The 3,963-nt window shown below is 61.9% G+C and carries 3 protein-coding genes; all 3 read left to right on the top strand.

Annotated elements, in window-relative coordinates; all coding sequences use genetic code 11:
• The coding region (locus Q0F21_RS06100) for a DNA recombination protein RmuC (protein WP_297238326.1) at positions 1-1,039 on the top strand (1,039 nt) is incomplete at its 5' end.
• A 241-nt stretch (positions 1,040-1,280) separates the two neighbouring features.
• On the top strand, positions 1,281-2,201 hold the full coding sequence (gene dapA, locus Q0F21_RS06095; RefSeq protein WP_297238324.1) for a 4-hydroxy-tetrahydrodipicolinate synthase: 921 nt from the start codon (positions 1,281-1,283) through the stop codon (positions 2,199-2,201).
• A 53-nt stretch (positions 2,202-2,254) separates the two neighbouring features.
• On the top strand, positions 2,255-3,475 hold the full coding sequence (locus Q0F21_RS06090) for an MFS transporter (RefSeq protein ID WP_288966724.1): 1,221 nt from the start codon (positions 2,255-2,257) through the stop codon (positions 3,473-3,475).
• Positions 3,476-3,963: the final 488 nt, after the last annotated feature.

The raw sequence follows: 3,963 nt of genomic DNA, 5'->3' as shown, positions 1-3,963 counted from the left end.
CGCTGCCCGCACGGAGGCGACCCTCGAGAGCGAGCAGAGGAAGAGGGAGGAGCAGGAGGGACTCTTCGATCGTCAGCTCGATCGGATGACGGAGCGCTTCGAGGCGCTCTCGGAGGTGATCACGAAGAGGCGGGCGGAAGAACTCTCCTCCGCAAATAAACAGGAGCTGGACCTGGTGCTGGCACCGCTGCGGGCGAGCATCGACAAGATGGACCTTGCTCTGAAGTCTACCGGTGAGACCAATGCCCGCCGCTCCGGTGAGCTCGACCGGCAGATCCGGATGCTGATCGAGCAGACCACTGCCGTCGGCGACAAGGCCGACCGCCTCGCCCGGGCGATGTCGACGAGCGGCAAGGTGCAGGGCGACTGGGGCGAGAAGCGGCTGGAGCAGATCCTGCAGCGGGAGGGCTTTATCCGAGGGACGGAGTACGATGCTCAGGTGGTGCTGCGGCGGGGCAGTCAGGTGCTGCGCCCTGACTTTGTCCTCCACTTCCCCGACGGGCGGGACGTGATGGTCGATGCCAAGGTGTCGCTGCGGGCTTTCCTGCGCTATCACGATGCGGGCGATGAGGAGGGACGACAGACGGCTCTTGCTGATATGGAGCGAGACCTAAGGGCGCATGTGAGCGAGCTTGCCAAGGCGCGCTACCACGAACTGTCGCTCGAGGGGCGGAGCACTTTCCCCTACACCCTCATGTTTGTCCCCATGCCTGCCGTTCTGCAGCTGCTCTCGAGCAGTGACCTTAGGGACAAGGCTCTCGCAAGTAGGGTCTTCATCGTCACACCGGAGTCGCTGATGCTCTTCCTCAGGATCATCAGCGAAGCGTGGATCAATCACCGGCAGGAGGAGAACATCGCCGAGGTGATGGAGCTGGCGAACAAGATGCTCCGTCAGGTGGATAATATGATGGAAGACTTCCGCCGGGTCGGCAGCAAGCTCGATGATGCCAAGAGCGCCTACGCCGAAGCCCTCACCCACCTCAGCGGTCGGCAGGGGCTGACCGGCTACGCCGCCCAGATCCGCCAGCGCATCCGCTGATCCCACCTATGGGCAGTCTGACACCTGTCGATGAGACACTTTACCAAAGGCCAATAGCCTTATAAGAGGGCACTGCGCCAATGAGATGTCTTGAGAAGCTCAACCCTTGAGAGGAGGGGTGCCTTTGCCCTGTATCTGTTCCCTATCCTGCTCTTCACCCACCGAGCCGGGCAGGGTGGGTCTACGAAGAGGAATATTTCTCTTACATTTGTCTATACGAAATCCATAGAGTACGATAGCTATGCTTACCAAAAGGATCCTATACCTCCGCGGACTCGGGACGGCGATGGTGACGCCCTTCACCGATGACGAAACGAAGAGCGTTGACTACGACCGCCTCCGCACGCTGATCCGCCGCCAGATCGAGGGCAAGGCGGACTTCCTTGTCGCCCTCGGCACCTCTGCCGAGACCCCTACGCTCACGGAGGAGGAGCAGGACCGGGTCATCCGGACCTTCGTGGAGGAGAATCAGGACCGCCTGCCGCTCGTCGTCGGCGTCTCCTCCAATAGCACCCTCAAGGTGATCACCCGCCTCACCACGATGGACCTCACCGGCATCGATGCCGCCCTGGTGGTCTGCCCCTTCTACAATAAGCCCTCCCAGGAGGGGCTCTACCGCCACTTCCGCACCATCGCCGAGGCGTCGCCCATCCCGATCATCATCTACAACGTCCCCTCGCGCACCGGGGTGAATATGCTCCCTGAGACCACCATCCGCCTTGCCAACGACTGCCCCGCCATCATCGGCATTAAGGAGGCGAGCGGCATCGTCGGGCAGATCGATCTCGTCCGGCATCGCGCACCAGAGGACTTCTTTGTCCTCTCGGGTGACGACACCATCACCTTCCCCCTGATGACTATGGGCATCGATGGCGTGATCTCCGTGATCGGCAACGCCTACCCCGCCACCTTTGCCGAGATGGTTCACCTGCTCGCTGAGGGGAAGGACAAGGAGGCTCTCCACACCCACCGGCTCCTCAAGGAGACCTTCCGCCTCCTCTTCGTGGACGGCAACCCCTCCGGAGCCAAGGCGCTCCTCAGCCTGATGGGGCTGGCGCCCAACGTCCTCCGACTGCCTCTCGTGCCGGTGTCGGAGAAGACCCTCGCCGCCCTTAAGTCCGAGTACACCTCCGTCAAGGTGGATCCCGCCTTCCGGGACTGATCAGAAATGGTGTCGCACTGACAATTTCGTATCCATAATACAATAACGACTATATGCAATCTACCTCTACGCTTAAGGGCAAACTGATCGTGATGAACTTCCTGGAGTACGCCGTCTGGGGAGCTTGGCTGATCTCCCTCGGCGTCTACCTCGGGACGCTCGACTTCACCGGCGGGCAGATCGGAGCCTTCTTTGCCACCATGGGCATCGCCTCGATCTTTATGCCGACACTGATGGGCATCGTCGCCGATAAGTGGATCCCCGACGAGCGGCTCACCTCGATCTGTCACCTCATCGCCGGAGGGCTGATGATCGCCGCCGCTCAGGTGACTGACTTCACCTCCCTCTACACGCTGATCCTGCTGAGCGTCTGCTTCTACATGCCGACCCTGGGGCTCACCAATGCCACCGCCTACTCGGCACTTAACCGTGCGGGGCTCGACACCGTGAAGCACTTCCCCCCGATCCGCGTCTTCGGCACCGTGGGCTTCATCTGCGCGATGCTGGTGGTGGATAACCTCGGCTTCAAGACCTCTGCGACACAGCTCTACATCTCCGCCGGACTCTCCTTTGCCCTCGCGGCATGGATGTTTGTCTTCCCCTCGAGCCGGATCATCCGTAAGCCGCGGACCGGGGACGAGGGAGTGCTGGAGAAGCTGGGGCTGGAGGCCTTCCGTCTCTTCAAGCGACACGACATGGCGATCTTCTTCCTCTTCTCCGTGCTCCTCGGCATCTGCCTCCAGATCACCAACGCCTTTGCCAACGTCTACATCACCGGCTTCGGTGAGGACCCCGCCTACGCCGGCACCTTCGGCGTGGAGCACTCCGGCACGCTGATCTCCCTCTCGCAGATCTCCGAGGCGCTCTGCATCCTGATGATCCCCTTCTTCCTCAAGCGCTTTGGCATCAAGGCGGTGATGATGATCAGCTTCATGGCGTGGGTGCTGCGCTTCGCCTTCCTCGGCTGGGGCAATCCCGGCGACGGGGTGGCTCTCCTTATCTTCTCGATGATCATCTACGGGGTCGCCTTTGACTTCTTCAATATCAGCGGCTCGCTCTATGTGGACAAGCAGACCTCGCCGGCGCTGCGCTCATCGGCTCAGGGCGTCTTCCTGATGATGACGAATGGGCTCGGCTCCACGATCGGTGCCTATGCGGCGGGCTTTGTGGTTGACCGGGTCGGCTTCCCGGAGAGCTGGTTTATCTTCGCCGGCTACGCGCTCGTCGCCGGGATCCTCTTCTGGCTCCTCTTCCACGACCGCTCGGTCGAGTGACGACACTCGGTCGGATGCACAGGGGTGCCTCCAGCCATCGATCGTCCGACTTGTCCGACAGAGTCCTCTCCTCGCCTTGCGGCAGTGCACCCCGGAGGGGTGCCACCAGACGACGATTTCCCAGCATCCCATCCGGCGGTGCACCCCGACAGGGGTGCTCGCTCCATAGGCATCGGTCATCCGCGAAGCGGTGACCGATGTGTAGCGCCCCACCCCCTCCCCCACGACCCCTTGCGGGTCGCCGAGCAAGCAACCACATCCCGGCGACCCACAAGGGGTCGAGACATATTGCGACTGGCTATACATCGGTCATCGGCAGTTCGTGCCTCGACCGATGCCTATGGAGCGGGCATCCTTGCGGATGCCGGCGTGCTGAGGGAGAACTGGTGAGGGAGTACTGGTGAGGGAGTGCTGGTGAGGGAGTGCTGGTGAGGGAGTGCTGGTGAGGGAGTGCTGGTGAGGGAGTGCTGGTGAGGGAGTGCTGGTGA

This window comes from uncultured Porphyromonas sp., assembly GCF_934359325.1.
Lineage (GTDB): Bacteria > Bacteroidota > Bacteroidia > Bacteroidales > Porphyromonadaceae > Porphyromonas_A.
This window is presented reverse-complemented; position numbering and strand designations above follow the sequence as displayed.

Bases quoted from the DNA above. Each gene is read 5' to 3' on its own strand.
- dapA (WP_297238324.1), top strand. From the start codon at position 1,281: ATGCTTACCAAAAGGATCCTATACCTCCGCGGACTCGGGACGGCGATG.
- Q0F21_RS06090 (WP_288966724.1), top strand. From the start codon at position 2,255: ATGCAATCTACCTCTACGCTTAAGGGCAAACTGATCGTGATGAACTTC.